Source organism: Streptomyces sannanensis (assembly GCF_039536205.1).
In the GTDB taxonomy this organism is placed as follows: Bacteria; Actinomycetota; Actinomycetes; order Streptomycetales; family Streptomycetaceae; genus Streptomyces; species Streptomyces sannanensis.
This window is the reverse complement of record NZ_BAAAYL010000001.1, coordinates 3,545,879-3,566,047: the sequence shown is the minus strand read 5'-3', so window position 1 is coordinate 3,566,047 and position 20,169 is coordinate 3,545,879. Positions and strand designations below refer to the sequence as shown.

Sequence of the window (20,169 nt, the reverse complement as noted above, 5' to 3'; positions counted from 1 at the left end):
AGCGCACAAAGGGTCTGCACACCTTGTGCAACGGAGGTCGGACACATGAGTGCTACAAACATCGAGGTCAATCCGGAACTGCTGGCCGACGCCATGAGGCTGCTGGGGACGAAGACGAAGAAGGACACCGTCAACGCCGCACTGCGGGAAGTCGTCCAGCGGCTGAAGCGGCTGGAGGCCCTGGAGCGGATGACGGCCCGCGCCGAGCGGGGCGAGCTGGACCCAGCCATCCGTGCCTACGAGGCCCGTAAGGCCGCCCAGCGGAGTGACGCATGATCGGCTCGTACCTGATCGACACATCGGGTATCTGGCAGATCTTGCGGGACTGGGACGTCCGAACACGCTGGATCGGCCCCATCGAGGCTGGGCTGATCAAGATCTGTGCACCGACCCGGCTCGAGTACCTGTACTCCGCGGAGAGTCCCGCACGCCGGGACGAGATGGAAGAGGAGCTGACCACCCTCTTCGAAGGTGTGGCCGTGCCGAAAGATGCGTGGCGCTGGTCCGAGCACGGGCAGTACAAGCTCACGCAGAAAGGCCAGCACAGGGGGCCAGGCCCGGTCGATCTCGTGCTGTGCGCCACTGCCGTGCACCATGGCCTCACCGTGTTGCACGCGGACAACGACTTCACCACGGTTTCTCGGGTCCTCCCCGAGGTTACGGAAAAGGACATCCGCCGCACCGAAAGCCTGCCGGACCACTAGGGCGTGGCACGACATGCACGCTGTGCTCGACGGGCTGGGGATCGGGACAGCGACCTGAGGCGCGAGCCCTGCACCGAGCGATCAGGGCGCGCCGGGCCGCAGGATGACATCACTCACCGCGGCTCGCGCGTTGCAGGGCCACGATGTCCTCCATGGATACGTCTGCCGTCGCATGTGCACGAGCTGCGGCAATCGCCTCGGAGCCTGTCGGCCGGGCGGCAAGGTCTTCCAGCAGAGCCCTCAGGTATGCCTGAAGGGAGCAGCCGTCGGCTGCCGCTCGTCGGCGCAGGATCCGGTAGGCAGCGTCATCCAGGTTTCTGATCTGCACGGTGGCCATGCGTGCAAGGTAGCTCTGCTTCACCGCTGAAGCAGCGTGAACATGCATACGCCGACGCCCCCGGTCGGATGACCGGGGGCGTCGTTCACGTACTGCGGCGACTACTTCGTCGGCTTGTACGGGGTCGGCTTCGCCGCGCCCTTGTAGGGGGCGATGTGCAGTTCCTTCCAGCGGGCGTCCTCGATCTCCGTCGGCGCGCCCATCAGGAGGTCCTGAGCGTTCTGGTTGAGCGGGAAGGCGATCGTCTCGCGGATGTTCGGCTCGTCGGCGAGGAGCATCACGATGCGGTCGACACCCGGGGCGATGCCACCGTGCGGCGGGGCGCCGAAGTGGAAGGCGCGGAGCATGCCCGCGAACTCCTTCTCCACGGTCTCCTTGTCGTAGCCCGCGATCTCGAAGGCGCGGTACATGACCTCCGGCTCGTGGTTCCGGATGGCACCGGAGGACAGCTCGACACCGTTGCAGACGATGTCGTACTGCCAGGCCAGGATGTCCAGCGGGTCCTGGGTGTCGAGCGCCTCGAGGCCGCCCTGCGGCATCGAGAAGGGGTTGTGCGAGAAGTCGATCCGGCCGGTCTCCTCGTCCTTCTCGAACATCGGGAAGTCGACGATCCAGCAGAAGCGGAAGACGTTCTCCTCGAAGTGGCCGGCACGCTTGGCCGCCTCGACACGGACCGCGCCCATGATCTTCGAGACCTCGTCGAACTCGCCGGCGCCGAAGAAGACGGCGTGGCCGGCGGCGAGGCCCAGACGCTCGGTCAGCGTCTTGACGTTCTCCTCGGTGAGGAACTTGGCGATCGGGCCGGTCAGCGAGGCGTCCTCGCCGACGCGCACCCAGGCCAGGCCCTTGGCGCCCTGCTCGACGGCGAAGTCGCCGAGGCCGTCGAAGAACTTGCGCGGCTGGTCCTGCACGGCGGGCACGGGCAGCGCGCGCACGTGCTTGCCCGCGAAGGCCTTGAACTCCGACTCGGCGAAGACGTCGGTGATGTCGACCAGTTCCAGCTGGGCGCGCAGGTCCGGCTTGTCGGAGCCGTACTTGACCATCGCCTCGCGGAACGGGATCCGCGGGAACGGCGAGGTGACATGGCGGCCGCCGCCGAACTCCTCGAACAGCTCGGTCATCAGCTTCTCGACCGGCTGGAAGACGTCCTCCTGCTCGACGAAGGACATCTCGATGTCGAGCTGGTAGAACTCGCCCGGCGAACGGTCGGCGCGGGCGTCCTCGTCTCGGAAGCAGGGCGCGATCTGGAAGTAGCGGTCGAAGCCCGCGATCATCAGCAGCTGCTTGAACTGCTGCGGGGCCTGCGGCAGCGCGTAGAACTTGCCGGGGTTGAGGCGGGACGGCACCAGGAAGTCGCGCGCGCCCTCGGGGGAGGTCGCGGTGAGGATCGGGGTGGCCATCTCGTTGAAGCCGAGCGCGGTCATCTTGTGCCGGATGGCGGAGATGACGGCGGTGCGCAGCATGATGTTGCGGTGCATGCGCTCGCGGCGCAGGTCGAGGAAGCGGTACTCCAGACGGCGCTCCTCGTTCACGCCGTCGTCGGTGTTCACGGTGAACGGCAGCTGACCGGCCGCGCCCAGCACCTCGACGTCGGTGACCTCGATCTCGATCTCGCCGGTCGGCAGGTCGGGGTTGACGTTCTCGGTGCCACGGGCGGAGACCTTGCCGTCGACACGGACGACGGTCTCCTTGGAGATGTGGCTCAGCGCCTCGTTGGCGGGGGTGCCGGGTCGGGCGACGAGCTGCACCAGGCCGTAGTGGTCGCGCAGGTCGATGAAGAGGATGCCGCCCAGGTCTCGGCGATTGTGCAGCCAGCCGCTCAGCCGGACGTCGGTGCCGACGTCAGAGGCGCGGAGCTCGCCGCAGGTGTGGGACCTGTACCGATGCATCGTCGTTCATCCAGTCTTCGCGGTTTCGGTTGACACAACCACCCCAGGTTACCGCCCGGGCCCACGAGAAGCTCTTGGCATATACATGCCCCGGCACCGCTCGGATACGGCCAGGGCGGCGACCAGCCGTGAGACGGACCCGCCTAAAGTGGGGACAATGCGCACCGAGGACGTCCTGGCCGCGATAGCGACCGGCCTGTGGCGCTGGGACAACGCATCCGGGACCGTCACCCTCGACGCGGAGGCCGCCCGGCTGCTCGGGCTGCCCGCCGAGCCCGCCACCCTCACCGAGGCGGCCGCACGCTCCCGGTTCCACCCCGTCGACTGGAACGAGATCGACGGCATCGTCAGCCTCGCCGTCGCCGAGGACACCCTCGCCGAGGCCCGGCTGCGGATCATGGACGGGGACGGCCGGGTGGTCCGTACCGTACGCAGCCGCTCCAAGCCGATCGTCAAGGGCACCGGCTACAGCCTGGTCGGCACCCTCCAGGAGGTCACCGAACCCCAGCCGGGCACCACCGCCGGCCGCGCCGCCGTCACCGGCGACTGGCGCCGCTCCCGTGAGGCATTCCTGCTCGACGCGGGCCGGGCGCTCGCCGAGGCCCGCTCCACCGCCGAGGTGCTGCGCGTCGCCGCGTCCCTGTCGATGCCCGGCTTCTCGCCGGACGGCCTCGCCGTCTTCGGCGTCGACGGCGACCGGCTGACGGTCACCGGCCACTGCGGCCACACACCCGGCGACGACGACCCCTTCACCGACATGCCGTTGGACACCGACTATCCGGCCACCGAGGTCGTACGGACCGGGCGGGCCATCTATCTGTCCGGCCCCGACGAGTACCGCCGCCGCTACCCGGTCACCTGGCCGCTCGCCCAGCGCTTCGACCGGAAGTCCTGGGCCTTCCTGCCGCTGATCGTCGCCGGCCGCACCATCGGCACCTGGATGGCCGCCTTCGCCCACCCCGTCGCGTTCACCCCCGACGAACGCTCCGTGCTCACCACCGTCGCCCGGATGCTGGCACAGGCCCTGGCCAGGGCCGGGCTCGCCGAGACCGAACGCGAACTGTCGCTCGGCCTGCAGCGCGCCATGATGCCGACGCTCGGTCCGGAGATCCCGGGCCTCGTGCTCGCCGCGCGGTACGTACCGACCGGCGGCGGGCTGGAGATCGGCGGCGACTGGTACGACATGATCCCGCTCCCGTCCGGACGGATCGCCCTCGTCATCGGCGACGTCCAGGGCCACGACGTACGCGCCGCGAGCCTGATGGGCCAACTGCGCATCGCACTGCGCGCCTACGCCTGCGAGGGCCACCGCCCCGACGCGGTGCTCTCCCGCGCCTCCCGCTTCCTCCACGGCGTCACCGAGGCATACGACGAGGAGGACGCTCCCCGCTTCGCCACCTGCCTCTACATCGAGGCCGACCCCGCCACCGGCACCCTCGACATCGCCCGCGCCGGTCACCCGGAACCCGCCGTACGGATGGCCGACGGGACCGTGCTCATCCGGCACACCGCGGGGGGACTGCCCCTCGGCATCCAGGCCGACACCGACTATCCGACCACCCGGCTCACTCTGGAGCCGGGCGAGACCATCATGATCTGCACCGACGGGCTCATCGAGACCGGCGGACACGACCTCGACACCGGCTGGGCCCGGCTCCGCACGATCCTCGAGCAGGCCCCGCCGGACGAAGACCTGGAATCCCTCGCCGACGCGCTCGTCCAGGCCGTCCACGGCCCCTCCTCGCACCACACGACCGGCCCGCTCGCCGACCGCCGCCAGGACGACATCGCGGTGCTGCTGATGCGCCGTGGCGGCCCCGAGGACGCCCGGCCCGTACCGGTACGGCGCACCGCCCTGACCATCGCCCAGGCCGAACCCCACCGGATCGCCGGCGCCCGGCGGCAGCTGCGTGAACTCCTGCACGACTGGGCCGACGCGGAACAGGTCGACTCGGCCGTGCTGTTGGTCTCCGAGCTGGTCACCAATGTGCTCGTCCACACGGACGGCGACGCACTGCTCGTCGCCGAAGCCACCGGCGAGCACGGTGAACGGCGCCTCCGTGTCGAGGTCACCGACCCCAGCGACGAACTCCCGCACATGCGGCGCCCCGGCGAGACGGCCTCCTCGGGACGCGGCCTGCCGCTGATGGACATCCTCGCCGACACATGGGGCGTGGACCCGCGCGGCGAGGGCAAGGCGATCTGGTTCGAACTCTACGAACCGGCGCCGGCGTCCCTGACGTAACGCGACCTGATCTCCGACATCACCCCGAAGGCAGCCGCCGTCACCGGCACCGCCAGCAGCATCCCCAGAATCCCGGCCACACTCGCCCCGGCGGTGAGCGCCAGCAGCACCACCGCCGGGTGCATCTGGACCGTACGGCTCTGGATCATCGGCTGCAGCACATGCCCCTCGAACAGCTGCACGGCGATGACCACCCCCAGCGCCCACAGCGCGATCACCCACCCCCGGTCGGCGAGCGCGACAAGAATCGCCACTGCCCCGGAGAGGAACGCGCCCAGATAGGGGATGTACGCCCCCACGAACACCAGGGCGCCCAGGCCCACCGCCCCCGGCACCCGCAGGACCAGCAGCCCGATGGTGATCAGCACCGCGTCGATCAGCGCGATGAACGTCGTCCCCCGCATGAAGCCCTCGACGGCCTCGAAGGCCCGCCGGGCCATGGCCTCGACGGTGTCCCCCGCCCCGCGCGGCGCCATCGACCTGAGCGCCCCCGCGACCCTGTGCGAATCCCGCAGAAAGAAAAAGATCAGCAGCAGCGCCAGCACGGCGGTGGCGATCATCTGGGCCACGACACTGATGCCCGAGATCACCCCGGACGCGGCGGTCGCCCCGAACTTGGACAACAGGCCCTTCGCATTGCGCGCCACATCGCGCAGGGAGGTGCCGGCCGGACCGAAATGCTCCGAGATCCCCTCGGAGACCTGGCGGAGCGACGCCAGGATCTGGTCCCCGCTGTGCACGAGCGCGCTGACCACGATGTACATCGCCCCGCCGACGACCGCGATGACCGCGACGCAGGTCAGGCCGGCGGCGAGGGAAGGCTGCACGCGCATGGCGACCATGCGCCGGTAGAGGGGCCCGAGCAGCGCGGTCCCCAGGATGGCCAGCAGGACCGGGGTCACCACCGTCCTGAACGTGCCGCACAGCCATACCCCGAGCGCTGTCACGCCCGCGACGAGCAGCACCACGACACACCACGCGGCAAGACGCCGCACGGCGTCGGGTAGGAGCGGCTTCTGCGTCTGCACGCTCCCACCCAACCATGAGCGGTGACCCCAGCCCTGTGCACGGGTCCCTTCGTGTGACGAAGGCCACCGACGTCGCCCCCGGCCCGTCCTGCGCACAGGGCCGCGCGGGTGACGAAGGCGGGCTGCGGCGCGCGCCCGACGACATGGCCCCACCCAGGCGCCTCTTTGGTCCGATGCACTGATAAGTCGGCGTGTCCCGACAGGGCGCGGCGATCCGTCGGCAGCGCACGGGTCAAGCTCACGACCGGGTCGGAGAAAACCATCAGACCGGTTGAGATGAGGAGCATATTCATGAGTCCTGAGCACCGGACGGCGTCCCGGCTGGGACCGTTGGCCCGAGTCCGGTTCAAGAAGAGCGGCATGATCGCCTCGCTCGCGCTTGTCCTGGCCGCCGGGGTGATCAGCCCGACCGCAACCGCGGCGCAGAGCATGACCGAGCATGCGCGCGCGTCGAACCGTGTGGGCGGCGGAGTCGACAAGTGCCCGGACGACGAGAAGCACCCTCGCGAGTTGCCGATCCACGGCGACGACGAGTGCAAGCACGGTCCCACGGGCCCCACAGGCCCGACTGGACCCACAGGACCCACGGGGCCGACCGGCACGCAGGGCAATCCGGGTACCGCCGGCCCGACAGGCCCCACAGGCCCCACAGGACCCACGGGGCCGACCGGCACGCAGGGCAATCCGGGTACCGCCGGCCCGACAGGCACCACGGGCCCCACAGGCCCCACAGGACCCACGGGGCCTGCCGGGACAACGCTCGATGTCGGCGCGAGTGTCTTCGCCACGGAAGACCAGACCATCCCGAGCCCCGGCGGGGACACGATTACTTTCAATGGTGCCGCCTACGACACGGACGGGATGTTCGATCAGGCGAACTCAACTCTGGTGGTCAAGACCGCAGGGCGCTACCTCCTCAAGGCAAGGATTTTCTGGTCATTGACTCCAGTTCCGGGAAGCGACCGCGGCCTGGGCATCGCGGTCAACGGGTCCGCCGTCGCGTTCGACCAGCAGGACGCCAACGACAACGGTGTCTCCCAGGAGGTGTCCACGATCACTCAGCTGAATGCCGGCGACGTGATCTCGCTCTTCGCCTTCCAGAACACCGGAAATGACGCCTCCTCGATCGCCGTTGAGACCGCAGGGGGGGACCGTCGTATCGCCACAGCTCCAGGCGGAGCTGCTCGTACCGGCACCGTAGGCGGCACCCTCGGCACGAGGGATACGGGACGGCCCGCCGGTTCGCCCGGCGGGCCGCCTTCCTTACCGCCCCTCGGACATCCCGTGGACCGCCGGGATCGTGCCCAGCCGGCCCTTCTGGAAGTCCTCGAAGGCCTGCAGCAGCTCGGCCTGAGTGTTCATCACGAACGGGCCGTAGTGGGCCATCGGCTCACGGATGGGCCGGCCTCCCAGGAGTACGACCTCCAGGTCCGGAGCGTTCGAGTCCTGCTTCTCGTCCGCGCGGACGGTCAGCGAGGACCCGGCGCCGAAGACCGCGGTCTGGCCCATGTGGACGGGCCGCCGGTCCGTGCCGACCGAGCCCCGGCCGGCCAGGACGTACGCGAGGCCGTTGAAGTCCTCGCGCCAGGGCAGGGTGATCTGCGCGCCGGGACGGAGCGTGGCGTGGATCATCGTGATGGGCGTGTGGGTGATGCCGGGGCCCTCGTGGCCGTCCAGCTCACCGGCGATGACGCGGATGAGCGCGCCGCCGTCCGGCGAGGTGAGCAGCTGGACCTGGCCACCGCGGATGTCCTGGTAACGCGGGTCCATCATCTTGTCCGCGGCGGGCAGGTTCACCCAGAGCTGCAGTCCGTGGAAGAGACCGCCGGACACGACGAGCTCCTCCGGCGGGGCCTCGATGTGGAGGAGGCCGGAGCCGGCGGTCATCCACTGGGTGTCACCGTTCTTGATGGTGCCGCCGCCCCCGTTACTGTCCTGGTGGACGAAGGTTCCGTCGATCAGGTACGTCACGGTCTCGAAGCCCCGGTGCGGATGCCAGGGGGTCCCTTTCGGCTCCCCAGGCTGATACTCCACCTCGCCCATCTGGTCCATCATGATGAACGGGTCGAGGTACTTGTAGTTGATCCCGGCGAACGCGCGGCGCACGGGGAATCCCTCCCCCTCGAATCCGCTCGGCGCCGTGGTCACGGCGAGCACGGGGCGGGGGACGGCCCCCTCGGGCGCGGTGACGCGCGGCAGGGTCAGCGGGTTCTCGACGGTCACGGCTGGCATGTTCGGACCTCCATCCTTCGTACGTTCAATTTAGTTGAACGTCGAACTTCTTGCCACCCGGAACGCCCCGTTGCGGCGAGTAATTCCCCGGCCGGCATCCGGCCCCACTCGTCCGGGTGAGCATCGGGCCCCCTCCGCCCGGAACGAGGGCAGGCTGATCCTGCCGATCACACCCTCGAAGGAGCCCCCTATGACGCATACCCCGGAAGACCGCCGGTACAGCAAGGATCACGAGTGGGTACGGACCGCCAGCGACACCGCCAAGGTCGGCCTCACCGACCACGCCCAGCGCCGGCTCGGCGACATCGTGTTCGTGGAGCTGCCGAAGGCCGGCGACAGGTTCGAGGCCGGGGAACCCTTCGGCAGCGTGGAATCCGTCAAGGCGGTGTCCGAGGTCTGCATGCCGGTGACCGGCACGGTGACCGCCGTGAACGAAGGGCTCGACGAGTCGCCGGAAAGCGTCAACGGCGACCCGTACGACGACGGATGGCTGATCGAGATCAGGGCGGACGACCCGGCACAGATCAACAGCCTGCTCAGCGCCGGGCAGTACGAGGAGTACATCCGCGAGGAGGCGGCCGAGTAGGCCGCGGCCTTCCGGGCACGCGAGAGCCCGGCCGCGCCCCCTCAGGGCCCGGCCGGGCTCTCGTACGCGTACGGATCAGCCGTCTGCGAAGCGATGGCGTCTAGTGCTGTGACCGGAAAGGTTCACCGGCTCGCGACCCCCGGCACTGCACCTCTCCCCCGTAGCCCTTCGAGCACGGGAGGTACCCCCACCGTTGTCGCATCGCGCGAGTACGGCCTGGTACGAGCTGCGATGCTCCGCCTTGCGATGCACCGCACCTGGGGGCACCTCTGGGGGCACCCTGGGGGCACCCCCAGCGGTAGCTGGGGGAGGTAGCTGGGGAAGGTAGCTGGGGGAGCCGCGAGCTTCCCGGCAAACCTTTCCGGCCACAGCACTAACTAGCCGTACATGCGGCGCATCGCGTAGTCGACCATCTCCTCGACCGCCTTGGCGTCGAACACCATCCGGTGGTCGCCCTCCATGTCGAGGACGAAGCCGTAGCCGGTGGGCAGCAGGTCGATCACCTCGGCGCCGGTGATCACGAAGTACTTGGACTCCTTGCCGGCGTACCGGCGCAGCTCCTTCAGCGAGGTGAACATCGGGATCACCGGCTGCTGGGTGTTGTGCAGCGCCAGGAAGCCGGGGTTGTCGCCGCGCGGGCAGTACACCTTCGACGTGGCGAAGATCTGCTGGAAGTCCTCCGGGGCCATCGACCCGGTCGTGAAGGCCCGCACCGCGTCGGCGAGCGACGGCGGTGACGGCTCGGGGTAGAGCGGCTGCCCGGCATACCCGGCACCGGGCATGGGCTGCTGCGGCGGGGCGTACTGCTGCTGGGCACCCGGGTTCTGGTCGTAGCCGTACATGCGCCAAAGCCTACTGAGTCACAGATGCCCCACAGGGGTTGCTTCTTATTACCGACGGGTAGCATCATCGTAGCTACTTGCCGGTATGGGTCATGAGAGGGCCGTCGCCATGGGGCACTACAAGTCGAATCTCCGCGACATCGAGTTCAACCTCTTCGAGGTCCTCGGGCGCGACAAGCTGTACGGCACCGGCCCGTTCGCGGAGATGGACGTCGAGACCGCCAAGAGCATCCTCGAGGAGCTCGCCCGCCTCGCGGAGAACGAACTGGCGGAGTCCTTCTCGGACGCCGACCGCAACCCGCCGGTCTTCGACCCCGAGACCAACACCGCTCCCGTGCCCGCGTCGTTCAAGAAGAGCTACCAGGCCTTCATGGACTCCGAGTACTGGCGCCTGGGCCTGCCCGAGGAGATCGGCGGCACCACCTCCCCGCGCTCGCTGGTCTGGTCGTACGCGGAGCTGCTGCTCGGCGCGAACCCGGCGATCTGGATGTACTCCTCCGGCCCGGCGTTCGCCGGCGTCCTCTTCGAGGAGGGCAACGAGGCGCAGAAGAAGGTCGCGCAGATCGCCGTCGAGAAGCAGTGGGGCTCCACCATGGTCCTCACCGAGCCGGACGCCGGCTCGGACGTGGGCGCCGGCCGCACCAAGGCCGTCCAGCAGGAGGACGGCTCCTGGCACATCGAGGGCGTGAAGCGCTTCATCACGTCCGGTGAGCACGACATGGCGGAGAACATCCTCCACTACGTCCTCGCCCGCCCCGAAGGTGCCGGTCCGGGCACCAAGGGCCTGTCCCTCTTCCTCGTGCCGAAGTACCACTTCGACTGGGAGACCGGCGAGCTGGGCGAGCGCAACGGCGTCTACGCCACCAACGTCGAGCACAAGATGGGCCTCAAGGCCTCCAACACCTGCGAGATGACCTTCGGCGACAGGCACCCCGCCAAGGGCTGGCTGATCGGCGACAAGCACGACGGCATCCGCCAGATGTTCATGATCATCGAGTTCGCCCGGATGATGGTCGGCACGAAGGCCATCGCCACCCTGTCGACGGGCTACCTCAACGCGCTGGAGTACGCCAAGGAGCGCGTCCAGGGTCCGGACCTGGCGAACTTCATGGACAAGACCGCGCCCAAGGTCACCATCACGCACCACCCGGACGTGCGCCGCTCGCTGATGACGCAGAAGGCGTACGCGGAGGGCATGCGCTCCCTCGTCCTCTACACGGCGTCCGTCCAGGACGAGATCGCCTTCAAGGAGGCGGCGGGCGAGGACGCCAAGTCCCTGCACGGCCTCAACGACCTGCTCCTGCCGATCGTGAAGGGCTACGGCTCCGAGAAGTCCTACGAGCAGCTGGCCCAGTCCCTGCAGACCTTCGGCGGCTCCGGCTACCTGCAGGAGTACCCGATCGAGCAGTACATCCGGGACGCCAAGATCGACACCCTCTACGAGGGCACCACCGCCATCCAGGGCCAGGACTTCTTCTTCCGGAAGATCGTCCGCAACCAGGGCGCGTCCCTGAACCTCCTCGCCGAGGAGATCAAGAAGTTCCTTGCCACCGAGGCCGGCGGCGAGGAGCTGACCGCCGCCCGCGACGCGCTCGCCAAGGCGGCCGTCGACCTGGAGGCGATCGTCGGCGCGATGATCACCGACCTCACCGCCACCGGCGAGGACGTCAAGAACATCTACAAGGTCGGCCAGAACACCACCCGCCTGCTGATGGCCTCCGGTGATGTCGTCGTCGCCTACCTGCTGCTGCGCGGCGCGGCCGTGGCCGCCGAGAAGCTTCCCGACGCCTCCGCCAAGGATGTCGCCTTCTACCAGGGCAAGATGGCGGCCGCGAAGTTCTTCGCCTCCCAGGTCCTGCCGGGCGTCTCCGTGCAGCGCGCGCTCGCCGAGACCGTCGACAACTCCCTGATGGAGCTGGACGAGTCCGCCTTCTGATGCCCTCTCCCGGCAACGTCTGCCCGACGGGGCAGACGTTGCCGGGAGAGGCACCGAACCACGCTCACACCCTCACGGCAGCGGGCCGGGGCCTCCCAGGAGGTTCCGGCCCGCTGTCTCGTCCCACCGGTTGAACACCTCGTTAAGGTGACCACATGAGCAGCGCACCCTCCCGCTTCGACCGCGGCCACACCGACGACCTGATGTCCTTCCTCGCGGCGAGCCCCTCGCCGTACCACGCCGTGGCCAACGCCGCCGCGCGCCTGGAGAAGGCCGGCTTCCGGCAGCTCGCGGAGACCGACGCCTGGGACGGAACGACGGGCGGCAAGTACGTCATCCGCGGTGGCGCGCTCATCGCCTGGTACGTACCGGAAGGCGCCTCGGCGCACACCCCGTTCCGTATCGTCGGCGCGCACACCGACTCCCCCAACCTGCGCGTCAAGCCGCTGCCGGACACCGGCGCGCACGGCTGGCGGCAGATCGCCGTCGAGATCTACGGCGGCACCCTGCTCAACACCTGGCTCGACCGTGACCTCGGCCTGTCCGGCCGGATCACCCTGCGGGACGGCAGCGACCATCTCGTCAACGTCGACCGGCCGCTGATGCGCGTGCCTCAGCTCGCCGTCCACCTCGACCGTTCCGTCAACACCGACGGCCTCAAGCTCGACAAGCAGAAGCACATGCAGCCGGTCTGGGGCCTGAGCAACGAGGTGCAGGAGGGCGACCTGATCCGCTTCGTCGCCGACGAGGCGGGCGTCGACGCGGAGGACGTGGCCGGCTGGGACCTGATGGTCCACAGCGTCGAGGCCCCCGCCTACCTCGGCCGCGACCAGGAGCTGCTCGCCGGACCGCGCATGGACAACCTGCTGTCCGTGCACGCGGGCGTGGCCGCACTGGCAGCGGTCACCACCTCGGGAAGCCTCCCGTACATCCCGGTGCTCGCCGCCTTCGACCACGAGGAGAACGGCTCCGAGGCCGACACCGGCGCCCAGGGACCGCTGCTCGGCAATGTGCTGGAGCGCTCGGTGTTCGCCCGCGGCGGTACCTACGAGGACAAGGCCCGTGCCTTCGCCGGCACCATCTGCCTGTCCTCCGACACCGGCCACGCCGTGCACCCCAACTACGCGGAGCGGCACGACCCCACGCACCACCCGCGCGTCAACGGCGGTCCGATCCTCAAGGTCAACGTCAACCAGCGCTACGCCACCGACGGCAGCGGACGGGCCGTCTTCGCCGCCGCCTGCGAGAAGGCCGGGGTGCCCTGGCAGTCGTTCGTCTCCAACAACGCGATGCCCTGCGGCACCACCATCGGCCCGATCACCGCGGCCCGGCACGGCATCCGCACGGTCGACATCGGTGTCGCCATCCTGTCGATGCACAGCGCCCGCGAACTCTGCGGCGACCAGGACCCGTACCTCCTGGCGAACGCGCTGGCCGCCTTCCTGGAAGGCTGAATTACCGTGTGTGCGACGCGCGTTGGCCCGCCGATGATGCGGGCCGGCGCGCGTCACTCTCGGCGGCGACAGCGGTGGGCCGGGCGGCGTACGGCAACAAGCCCGTGGAGATCTGCTTCAAGCCCAAGGGCTCCACAAAGTGGTCCCGCATGGCCCAGGTCACGACCACGGCCTCCGGAACCTTCAGCAAGAAGTTCACGGCGCAGCAGGACGGCACCTGGAAGGCCGTCCACTCCGCCCCGGACTCCCGTCATCCCGTCGGCACGAGCACCGAGGACTACGTCGACGTCTACTGATCCATCCCCGCCAGCACCAGCGGCAGCCGGGGCACCCCGTCCGTGGTCACGCGGACCGGGACGCCCCAGTCCTGCTGGTGGACGTGGCAGGCCGGGTACTCGTTGGCCCCCGCGGCGGAGCCGCTGTCGGACTCAGTGTCGTCGCAGGACGCGGCCATCGCGGAGACGTGCAGCACGCCCTCGGTGACGTCCGGGTTGAGGGTCAGCTCGCGGCTCAGGTCCGTACCCGCACCCTCGCCCGCCGTGAGCAGCTCGGGCGGGGTGGAGGAGACCAGCAGGCGGGTGGACGGGCCGTAGCGGGTGTCCAGCTTCTGCCCGTCCGGGGCCTGGAACACGACGTCCAGCCGCAGCGTCCCCGGTGCCACCTCGGTGGCGGCGCGCTGGGTGCGGTGGGCGACCGCCTCGACCCGTACGGCCTCCTCGGGCAGCCGCAGCCGGGTCAGCCGGTGCCGGGCCGACTCGACGACCACGATGTCGTCACCGGCAAGAACGGCGTCGCTCGGCTCCCGCAGGTCGGTGGCGAGCGTGGTCACCTCACCCGTCGCCGGGTCGTAGCGGCGCAGGGCGTGGTTGTACGTGTCGCTGACCGCCACCGACCCGTCAGGCAGCGCGGTCACCCCCAACGGGTGCTGGAACAGCGCCTGTTCCGCGGCCCCGTCCCGGTGGCCGAAGTCGAACAGCCCGGTGCCGACGGCCGTACGGACGGCGAAGCCGTCGCCGTCCCGCTCCACATAGCGCAGCGCGGAGGTCTCCGAGTCGGCGAGCCACAGCCGCTCCTCCGTCGCCGCCAGCCCGGACGGCTGGGCGAACCATGCCTCGGCGGCGGGCCCGTCGACCAGGCCCTCGTTGGTCGTACCGGCCGCGACCTGAACCGTCCCGGCCTCCGGGTCGTACGTCCACAGCTGGTGGACACCGGCCATGGCGATCCACACCCTGCCGGCGAACCAGGCCACGTCCCACGGCGAGGACAGGTCCACCTCACGGGCGGGCCCGGACGTCGGCGACCCCCGCCACCACTGGCGGCCGGTCCCGGCGACGGTCGCGACCTCGCCGGTAGCCGGGTCGTACGTCCGCAGCGCGTGATTGACGGTGTCGGCGACGATCACCTTGCCGTCCGGCAGCAGCGCCGGCCCCTGCGGCTCGTTGAAGGCGGCCGGACTGTCCGTGAACCCACGCTCCCCGGTGCCGATGCGCCGTACGACCGTCTCGCCGTCCTCCGCCAGCTCCACCAGCTGGTGCCGGGTCGTGTCGCTGATCAGGAACCCGCCCCCGTCCAGCGCGAGCGCCTTCCCGGGGAACCGCAGATGCGTCGCCACCGGCTCCGGCGCGACGTAGGGCCCGTCCCCGCGCCGCAGCGTCCCCTTGGCCTCGTGCTCCGCCTCCAGCTCCTCCACAAGCCGTTCAATGGCGTGCGCATGCCCCTCACCGGCGTGCTGCGCGACCACATACCCCTCGGGGTCGATCACGACGAGCGTCGGCCAGGCCCGCACGGCGTACTGCTTCCAGGTCGCCAGCTCGGGGTCGTCGAGCACCGGGTGCTCGACGTCGTAGCGCTCGACGGCGTCCACGACGGCCTGGTGATCGGCCTCGTGCACGAACTTCGGCGAGTGCACACCGATGATCACCACGGTGTCGCGGTGCTTCTCCTCCAGCTCGCGCAGCTCGTCAAGGACATGCAGACAATTCACACAACAAAATGTCCAGAAATCGACAACAACGCACTTACCTCGCAGGTCGGCGAGGGTCAGATCCTTCCCGCCGGTGTTGATCCATCCGCCCTTGCCGATCAACTCGGGGGCACGGACTCGGGCGCGACGGGATGTGTGCGCGGCATCGTTCATTGTTCAAGAGTGCCATCCCGCTCCCTGCACACTCCGGCGCGTCCAGGTATCGAACCGATCACGTGAGGGAAGCCCTCAGCACATGAAATACCTCGTAAGGGACAAAATCTTCGCCATCGGCGACGACTACTGGATCGACGACGAGCACGGGCGGCACGCCTACCTCGTCGACGGCAAGGCGCTCCGGCTGCGGGACACGCTGGAGCTGAAGGATCCCGAGGGGCGGGTGCTGATCACGATCCGGGAGAAGTGGTTCGGCCTGCGCGACGCGATGAACATCGAGCGGGACGACCAGCAGCTCGCCGTGGTGCGGCGCAAGCGGATGTCGCTGCTGCGCAACCACTACCGCGTGACCCTGGCCGACGGCACCGAACTGGACGTCAGCGGGCGCATTCTCGACCGGGAGTTCGCGGTCGAGTACGAGGGGGAGCTGCTGGCCCACATCTCGCGCAGGTGGCTGACGGTGCGGGACACCTACGCGGTGGACGTCGTACGCGAGGACGCGGACCCGGCCCTGCTGATCGCGGTCGCCGTGTGCGTGATCCGGATGGCGGAGAAGGAACGGTGATCGCCGTACGGGCCGGATTTCCGGCCTGTACGGGCAGGGCCTAGCGGCGGTTCCCGGGGGCGGGCAGGCCGAGACGGCGGTCCTTCAGGGCCGGGAACTGTTCGCGTGTTTCGGTGACCTTCGCCGGGTCCAGGTCGACGGTGAGGGTCTCCTCCGCCGGGCCCGCCACGGCGAGGACCTCGCCCCAGGGGTCGACGACGATGCTGTGGCCGGCCTGCTCGACGCCGGCATGGGTGCCGGCGGTGCCGCAGGCGAGGACGTAGGACTGGTTCTCCACCGCACGCGCGCGGGCGAGCAGGGTCCAGTGCTCCCGGCGGCGGGCAGGCCAGCCGGCCGGGATGACGAGGACCGTGGCGCCGGCGTCGACCAGGCCGCGGAAGAGCTCGGGGAAGCGCAGGTCGTAGCAGGTGGCGAGGCCCAGCGTGGCCTCGGGGAGCCGGACGGTGACGAGTTCCTCGCCGGCGCCCATCATCACGGCCTCGCCCTGGTCGAAGCCGAAGCGGTGGATCTTCCGGTACGTACGGGCGAGTTCGCCGTCGGGCGAGAAGACGAGGGAGGTGTTGTAGAGGGGGCCGTCGGGGTCTCGCTCGACGATGGAGCCGGCGTGCAGCCAGACCCCGGCGTCGGCGGCGGCCTTGGACATGGCCTCGTAGGTGGGCCCGTCCAGCGACTCGGCCTCGGTCGCGAACGATTCGTAGGCGAAGGCCCCGACGGGCCACAGCTCGGGGAGGACGACGAGATCCGCGCCGCGCTGTTCGCGCACGAGGGAAGCGGCGCGCAGACGGCGGGCTTCGATTGATTCGTCCGGGTTCACACCGATCTGGATGAGCGAGGCGCGCACACTACCACCGTCCTGGCATTCGAGCCGTCAATACGGGCCTACGATCGTCACACGAAAGCACTGCCGGGGTGCCTTTGGGCAGCGTAACTTAGCTGCCGAGCCGATCGCACACACCAGAACCGCAGAACCGCCCGAGGGGTCCCGTGACCATCCACCCAAGCCTTCAGCCCTACGCCGACGCCTGGACCCACTCGGTCGAAGCGATAGCCGAACTGATGCAGCCGCTCGCCGAGGGCAATTGGAACCGCGCCACACCGTGCCCCGGCTGGTCGGTGCGCGACATCGTGTCCCATGTCATCGGCATGGACTGCGAGATGCTCGGCGATCCGCGGCCGATCCACTCGCTCCCCCGCGACCTGTTCCACGTGCGGACCGACTTCGCCCGCTACATGGAGATGCAGGTCGATGTGCGCCGGCACCACACGGCGCCGGAGATGCTGGCGGAGCTGGAGTACACGATCATCCGGCGTTCGCGGCAGTTGCGGAACGAGACCCGGGACCCGGAGACGTCGGTGCGGGCTCCGCTCGGCGCCGAGCAGACGCTGGAACTGGCCATGCGGATGCGGGCGTTCGACGTCTGGGTGCACGAACAGGATCTGCGCACCGCCCTCGGCGTACCGGGAAACCTCGACTCGCCCGGTGCTCATGTGACGCGTGATGTGCTGCTGCAGGCGCTGCCGAAGGTGGTCGCCAAGGACGCGGGCGCCCCGGCGGGTACGGCGGTCGTGTTCGACGTGCACGGCCCGGTCGAGTTCCTGCGTACGGTCCGGGTGGACGCGAACGGCCGGGGCACGGTCGACGGCGCGCCCTCGCTGGGGCCCGCGGTGACGCTGGCCATGGACTGGGAGACCTATGTCCGGCTGGCGTGCGGCCGGGTGCGGCCGCACACGGTGGCAGACCGGATCAAGGCAGAGGGCGACCAGGAGCTGGCGGACGCGATCCTGGCCTCGTTCGCCGTCACTCCCTGAACAGACACCCACTGGACAGACGCCCCTCAGGTCCTGCCCAGCCGATCAGGCCGGGCTCGCGACGCTCCCCCAGCTACCTCCCGCCGGGGGGTGCCCCCACCGCACGCGTGGACATCAGCCGCTCCGCGGCGGGCCCTCGTCCGCCTTGCGACGCACGGCACCACGAGACAGCGGCCGCTCCGCGGCGGGCGCTCCCTGATCCGGCCTGATCGGCTGGACAGGACCTACGCGGGTACGTGGACCGTCTCCACCCGGCTGGCGACCAGGTGGTCGCGCTCCCGCCGGGCGGTACGGGCCCGCAGCCGCAGGATCTGGACGACGCCCAGCGCCTCCAGGACGAACACCGTCGAGAAGGCGATCCGGTAGTCGTCGCCAGTGGCGTCCAGCAGCACACCGACCGCCAGCAGGGTCGTCATCGAGGCGATGAAACCGCCCATGTTGACGATTCCCGAGGCTGTGCCCTGACGCTCCGGCGGGTTCGCCGGACGGGCGAAGTCGAAGCCGATCACCGAGGCGGGCCCGCAGGCGCCCAGCACGGTGCACAGGGTGATCAGCAGCCACATGGGGGCCCGGCCGCCGGGGTAGGCGATGGTGGCGCCCCAGAACACCGCGGTCACGGCTATGGTGCCGAGTGCCAGGGGCAGCCGGGCCCCGTGGTGCCGGGCGACGATCTGTCCGTACACCAGGCCCACCACCATGTTGGACAGCACCACCAGGGTGAGCAGCTCACCGGCCACCGCCTGGGACAGGCCCTGGGCCTCGACCAGGAACGGCAGGCCCCACAGCAACAGGAACACCATCGCCGGGAACTGGGTGGTGAAGTGCACCCACATACCGAGCCGGGTGCCGGGCTCGCGCCAAGCCGCGGCGATCTGCCGTCGGACGAAGGCCGCACCCGCGTGCGGGACGGGCACGGGTTCCTGGCCCTCAGGGTGGTCCTTGAGGAAGAGCAGCGTCAGGACGAGGACGAAGGCGCCCGCGACCGCGCTGCCCGCGAACGTGGCGGTCCAGCCGACGCCGTGCAGCAGCCGGGCGATGATGACGGTGGAGACGAGATTGCCGGCCATACCGATGAGGCCGGCGAGCTGCGCGATCAGCGGCCCACGACGGGCCGGGAACCAGCGTGAGCCGAGCCGCAGCACGCTGATGAAGGTCATCGCGTCGCCGCAGCCGAGCAGCGCCCTGGACGCGAGTGCCATGCCGTAGGAGGAGGAGAAGGCGAAGCCGAGCTGGCCGGCGGTGAACAGCACCGCGCCGAGGGCCAGCACCTTCTTCGTCCCGAGCCGGTCGACCATCAGGCCGACGGGTATCTGCATGCCCGCGTAGACAAGCAACTGGAGTATCGAGAACGTCGACAGCGCGGAGGCGCTGACGCCGAAACGGTCGACGGCGTCGAGACCCGCCACCCCCAGGCTCGTACGGAAGATGACGGCGACGAAGTAGACGGAGACTCCGACGCCCCAGACGAGCGCGGCACGCCTGCCGCCGGGAGGATCTCCGGGCAGTGCGGGCGCGCTCACCGGGCCTCCCCCCGCACGACGACCTTGACCCAGCTCAGGTGCCGGCGCACGCGCTGCGCGGCGAGCTCCTTGTCTCCTGCCTTGATCGCTTCGAGGATCTCGGTGTGCTCCACGATGTTCTTGGCGATCCGGTCGGGCTGGGAGTTCATCACCGCGACCCCCATGCGCAGTTGGCGGTCGCGCATCCGGTCGTAGAGCTTCGACAGGATCTCGTTGCCGGCGTGCCGGACGATCTCGGCGTGGAAGCAGCGGTCGGTGGCGGCGACGGCGGCCAGATCCCCCGCTTCCGCCCGCTGCCGCTGCTCCTCGACGAGCTCCTCCAGCCGGGCGATCAGCGCGGGCGGCGCCGGAACGGCCTTGCGGACGGCGTACTCCTCGACCAGCAGCCGGGTCTCGACGACGTCCGCGATCTCCTGCGCGGAGACGGCGAGGACCAGGGCGCCCTTCTTCGGGTAGAGCTTGATGAGTCCTTCCACCTCGAGCTTGAGCAGGGCTTCACGTACGGGTGTACGGGACACTCCGACGGCCTCGGCGAGCTCGCCCTCGGTCAGCAGCGTCCCGCCTTCGTAGCGGCGGTCGAGGACGGCCTGCTTGATGTGCGTGTAGACACGGTCGGCGGCGGGGGGCTGTTTCACCGGGGCGGCAGTCATGCGCACAGCATAGATACAACAGGGGTGCAACAGCCCGCTCGTCCACATCGCGGACGGGCGGACTCCGTGCGCTCAGGTGCGGGGCGGCTTGCCCTTCCCGTAGAGCCAGACGCCGAAGACGTCGCGCAGTTCCCTGCCGGACAGCTTCTCGGTGAGCGCGATGAAGTCGTCCACGGTCGCCGGGCTGTGCCGCTTCCCGTCCGCCCTGAGGATCAGATCCTTGTCCGGACCG

The 20,169-nt window shown here is 69.6% G+C and carries 18 protein-coding genes; 9 read left to right on the top strand and 9 right to left on the bottom strand.

What is annotated here, in order from left to right:
* Window positions 1-45: 45 nt before the first annotated feature.
* Both ABD858_RS16850 and ABD858_RS16845 read left to right on the top strand, forming a co-directional pair.
* A complete protein-coding gene (locus tag ABD858_RS16850; protein WP_345038269.1) occupies window positions 46-276 on the top strand; it encodes a type II toxin-antitoxin system VapB family antitoxin in 231 nt (76 codons plus the stop codon).
* Window positions 273-704 (top strand): PIN domain nuclease, encoded by a 432-nt coding sequence (locus ABD858_RS16845; RefSeq protein WP_345038267.1) that lies wholly within the window; start codon window positions 273-275, stop codon window positions 702-704. Before ABD858_RS16850 ends, ABD858_RS16845 begins: the two co-directional genes overlap by 4 nt.
* A 109-nt stretch (window positions 705-813) precedes the next feature.
* Here the strand turns inward: ABD858_RS16845 and ABD858_RS16840 are convergent, their stop codons facing one another.
* Entirely contained in the window at window positions 814-1,041 is a 228-nt protein-coding gene (locus ABD858_RS16840; RefSeq protein WP_345038265.1) for a FitA-like ribbon-helix-helix domain-containing protein, read from the bottom strand.
* A gap of 101 nt (window positions 1,042-1,142) precedes the next feature.
* Entirely contained in the window at window positions 1,143-2,930 is a 1,788-nt protein-coding gene (aspS, locus tag ABD858_RS16835; RefSeq protein WP_345038263.1) for an aspartate--tRNA ligase, read from the bottom strand.
* A gap of 157 nt (window positions 2,931-3,087) precedes the next feature.
* Here aspS and ABD858_RS16830 point away from each other — a divergent pair, with 157 nt between their 5' ends.
* On the top strand, window positions 3,088-5,175 hold the full coding sequence (locus ABD858_RS16830; RefSeq protein ID WP_345038260.1) for an ATP-binding SpoIIE family protein phosphatase: 2,088 nt from the start codon (window positions 3,088-3,090) through the stop codon (window positions 5,173-5,175).
* On the opposite strand, the gene ABD858_RS16825 is transcribed toward ABD858_RS16830, so the two are convergent.
* Window positions 5,145-6,203, bottom strand: coding sequence for an AI-2E family transporter (locus ABD858_RS16825; protein WP_345038257.1), 1,059 nt, complete (start codon window positions 6,201-6,203; stop codon window positions 5,145-5,147). The two genes, ABD858_RS16830 and ABD858_RS16825, sit on opposite strands and share 31 nt — an antisense overlap.
* Before the next feature lie 1,263 nt (window positions 6,204-7,466).
* Window positions 7,467-8,435 carry a pirin family protein gene (locus ABD858_RS16820; protein WP_345038255.1) on the bottom strand — a complete coding sequence of 323 codons (969 nt, stop codon included), beginning with the start codon at window positions 8,433-8,435 and terminating at the stop codon, window positions 7,467-7,469.
* Between the two features lie 190 nt (window positions 8,436-8,625).
* Between ABD858_RS16820 and gcvH the strand changes: the two genes are divergently transcribed.
* Window positions 8,626-9,021, top strand: coding sequence for a glycine cleavage system protein GcvH (gene gcvH, locus ABD858_RS16815; RefSeq protein ID WP_345038252.1), 396 nt, complete (start codon window positions 8,626-8,628; stop codon window positions 9,019-9,021).
* A 377-nt stretch (window positions 9,022-9,398) separates the two neighbouring features.
* On the opposite strand, the gene ABD858_RS16810 is transcribed toward gcvH, so the two are convergent.
* Window positions 9,399-9,863 (bottom strand): SseB family protein, encoded by a 465-nt coding sequence (locus tag ABD858_RS16810; RefSeq protein WP_345038250.1) that lies wholly within the window; start codon window positions 9,861-9,863, stop codon window positions 9,399-9,401.
* Window positions 9,864-9,972: 109 nt separating this feature from the next.
* Here ABD858_RS16810 and ABD858_RS16805 point away from each other — a divergent pair, with 109 nt between their 5' ends.
* The 3 genes from ABD858_RS16805 (at window position 9,973) to ABD858_RS16795 (ending at window position 13,549) form a co-directional block, all read left to right on the top strand.
* Window positions 9,973-11,799 (top strand): acyl-CoA dehydrogenase, encoded by a 1,827-nt coding sequence (locus ABD858_RS16805; protein WP_345044608.1) that lies wholly within the window; start codon window positions 9,973-9,975, stop codon window positions 11,797-11,799.
* Between the two features lie 155 nt (window positions 11,800-11,954).
* A complete protein-coding gene (locus tag ABD858_RS16800; RefSeq protein WP_345038247.1) occupies window positions 11,955-13,253 on the top strand; it encodes a M18 family aminopeptidase in 1,299 nt (432 codons plus the stop codon).
* An 8-nt stretch (window positions 13,254-13,261) separates the two neighbouring features.
* Window positions 13,262-13,549, top strand: coding sequence for a hypothetical protein (locus tag ABD858_RS16795; RefSeq protein ID WP_345038244.1), 288 nt, complete (start codon window positions 13,262-13,264; stop codon window positions 13,547-13,549).
* On the opposite strand, the gene ABD858_RS16790 is transcribed toward ABD858_RS16795, so the two are convergent.
* Complete coding sequence (locus ABD858_RS16790; RefSeq protein WP_345038242.1) at window positions 13,543-15,390, bottom strand: NHL domain-containing thioredoxin family protein; 1,848 nt, start codon at window positions 15,388-15,390, stop codon at window positions 13,543-13,545. The genes ABD858_RS16795 and ABD858_RS16790 overlap by 7 nt on opposite strands.
* A gap of 82 nt (window positions 15,391-15,472) precedes the next feature.
* Between ABD858_RS16790 and ABD858_RS16785 the strand changes: the two genes are divergently transcribed.
* Window positions 15,473-15,958, top strand: coding sequence for an LURP-one-related/scramblase family protein (locus ABD858_RS16785; protein ID WP_345038240.1), 486 nt, complete (start codon window positions 15,473-15,475; stop codon window positions 15,956-15,958).
* 40 nt (window positions 15,959-15,998) lie between these two features.
* Here the strand turns inward: ABD858_RS16785 and ABD858_RS16780 are convergent, their stop codons facing one another.
* A complete protein-coding gene (locus tag ABD858_RS16780; protein ID WP_345038237.1) occupies window positions 15,999-16,799 on the bottom strand; it encodes a carbon-nitrogen family hydrolase in 801 nt (266 codons plus the stop codon).
* Between the two features lie 143 nt (window positions 16,800-16,942).
* Here ABD858_RS16780 and ABD858_RS16775 point away from each other — a divergent pair, with 143 nt between their 5' ends.
* Window positions 16,943-17,767, top strand: a complete 825-nt coding sequence (locus ABD858_RS16775; RefSeq protein WP_345038234.1) for a maleylpyruvate isomerase family mycothiol-dependent enzyme — start codon at window positions 16,943-16,945, stop codon at window positions 17,765-17,767.
* 224 nt (window positions 17,768-17,991) lie between these two features.
* Here ABD858_RS16775 and ABD858_RS16770 read toward each other — a convergent pair whose 3' ends face one another.
* Window positions 17,992-19,287 (bottom strand): MFS transporter, encoded by a 1,296-nt coding sequence (locus tag ABD858_RS16770; RefSeq protein ID WP_345038232.1) that lies wholly within the window; start codon window positions 19,285-19,287, stop codon window positions 17,992-17,994.
* Window positions 19,284-19,937, bottom strand: coding sequence for a GntR family transcriptional regulator (locus ABD858_RS16765; protein ID WP_345038229.1), 654 nt, complete (start codon window positions 19,935-19,937; stop codon window positions 19,284-19,286). The genes ABD858_RS16770 and ABD858_RS16765 overlap by 4 nt, the downstream gene beginning before the upstream one ends.
* Window positions 19,938-20,169 lie beyond the last annotated feature (232 nt).

Coding starts and splice junctions, on each gene's coding strand:
- ABD858_RS16850 (WP_345038269.1), top strand. CDS start 46: ATGAGTGCTACAAACATCGAGGTCAATCCGGAACTGCTGGCCGACGCC.
- ABD858_RS16845 (WP_345038267.1), top strand. CDS start 273: ATGATCGGCTCGTACCTGATCGACACATCGGGTATCTGGCAGATCTTG.
- ABD858_RS16840 (WP_345038265.1), bottom strand. CDS start 1,041: ATGGCCACCGTGCAGATCAGAAACCTGGATGACGCTGCCTACCGGATC.
- aspS (WP_345038263.1), bottom strand. CDS start 2,930: ATGCATCGGTACAGGTCCCACACCTGCGGCGAGCTCCGCGCCTCTGAC.
- ABD858_RS16830 (WP_345038260.1), top strand. CDS start 3,088: ATGCGCACCGAGGACGTCCTGGCCGCGATAGCGACCGGCCTGTGGCGC.
- ABD858_RS16820 (WP_345038255.1), bottom strand. CDS start 8,435: ATGCCAGCCGTGACCGTCGAGAACCCGCTGACCCTGCCGCGCGTCACC.
- gcvH (WP_345038252.1), top strand. CDS start 8,626: ATGACGCATACCCCGGAAGACCGCCGGTACAGCAAGGATCACGAGTGG.
- ABD858_RS16810 (WP_345038250.1), bottom strand. CDS start 9,863: ATGTACGGCTACGACCAGAACCCGGGTGCCCAGCAGCAGTACGCCCCG.
- ABD858_RS16805 (WP_345044608.1), top strand. CDS start 9,973: ATGGGGCACTACAAGTCGAATCTCCGCGACATCGAGTTCAACCTCTTC.
- ABD858_RS16800 (WP_345038247.1), top strand. CDS start 11,955: ATGAGCAGCGCACCCTCCCGCTTCGACCGCGGCCACACCGACGACCTG.
- ABD858_RS16790 (WP_345038242.1), bottom strand. CDS start 15,390: ATGAACGATGCCGCGCACACATCCCGTCGCGCCCGAGTCCGTGCCCCC.
- ABD858_RS16785 (WP_345038240.1), top strand. CDS start 15,473: ATGAAATACCTCGTAAGGGACAAAATCTTCGCCATCGGCGACGACTAC.
- ABD858_RS16765 (WP_345038229.1), bottom strand. CDS start 19,937: ATGACTGCCGCCCCGGTGAAACAGCCCCCCGCCGCCGACCGTGTCTAC.